Below are 1,055 nucleotides of genomic sequence, written 5' to 3' on the forward strand. Positions count from 1 at the left end.
CTGTGCCTGCAAGGCCCGAATAATAGCCAAGTTGGCCTTCATGCCGCTGGCTTCGACCGGGCCGACAGGCATGCTGTCGATGTCCATTTCCGTCAGCAGCTTGATTTCTCTGCAGGTAAGGTAGCTAGCTGCCGTAAAGGTAATGCCCTTCGACATAGGCAATACCATGCAGCCTCATTATTGCTTCGTCTTCGGCTGTTGGAGAATATGCCGCCAGCCACAGTGGCTGAAACGCCTTGTCTTGCAAAAATCCTTGTTTAGCATGCGTCATAGCTGCATAGCGTAAGGCATCTCCGAACCGATCGTATTTGTACTCCCGGAAAGTGTACCGCTTCCCATCAAACGTGATTTCATAACGAGCGGCCAGGCTTTCGTCCGACTCCTGGCCGGCATCAGTGCCGCAGGTAATTTTCATGATTTTTCTCCCACAGCGGGCCTGCTGTCCATTCGGCTTTAAGATTTTCGCCGTGCTCACTTAAGGGCATCGGTGTCTGCTTCCTCGCAGTGCAGAATGCTGCCTCCGTATGACCCCGTGAATTCCTTTGCAGGTTTGGCCAGTACAGGCTCGATGAATGCGATTGCATTGGCACGCGCTGGAGGCTTACCTGTGTTTGATTGACGCGGCATCAGCGGGGCAGGTTGATTTCGCGCCACCGTAAGTAGTCGAGGCCGGAGGCGGTAAGACAGAAGCTACCGCCTAGATCGCGCTTCACAAGTCCAAGCGCTGCTAGAATTCCCGCTTCAGGGAAGATCGGCTGATAGTCTCTGCCGAGACTTTCCATTAACTGCAACGTGTTGAGTTCTTTGATGCTGACGCTTGGAAACACGAAAGTTCTCCCTTGGGGGGCATGGGCCGATTGTCACTAATTTAATGCAGTGTATGCCTTGAGTTGGCCTTTACCTAGCACTATTGTGTTCGTTTGCTCGCTGAATTGATAATCATCTAGCCGTCCTCCCTTCGGCCGAGCCGAGGAATAAAGTCACGGTACGAATCCGAACTTTATCGAGGAGGACGTCATGTTATTTTGTGGCATTGATCTTCATTCCAACAACTG

Annotated in this window: 2 protein-coding genes; both read right to left on the reverse strand. The window is 52.0% G+C overall.

Features of this window, described 5'->3' with window-relative positions:
- Window positions 1–124: 124 nt before the first annotated feature.
- Entirely contained in the window at window positions 125–415 is a 291-nt protein-coding gene (locus tag GTP46_RS29115; protein ID WP_161010114.1) for a hypothetical protein, read from the reverse strand.
- Between the two features lie 211 nt (window positions 416–626).
- Window positions 627–827 carry a hypothetical protein gene (locus GTP46_RS29120; protein ID WP_161010115.1) on the reverse strand — a complete coding sequence of 67 codons (201 nt, stop codon included), beginning with the start codon at window positions 825–827 and terminating at the stop codon, window positions 627–629.
- Window positions 828–1,055 lie beyond the last annotated feature (228 nt).

The organism is Duganella flavida, from assembly GCF_009857445.1.
In the GTDB taxonomy this organism is placed as follows: Bacteria; Pseudomonadota; Gammaproteobacteria; order Burkholderiales; family Burkholderiaceae_D; genus Rugamonas; species Rugamonas flavida.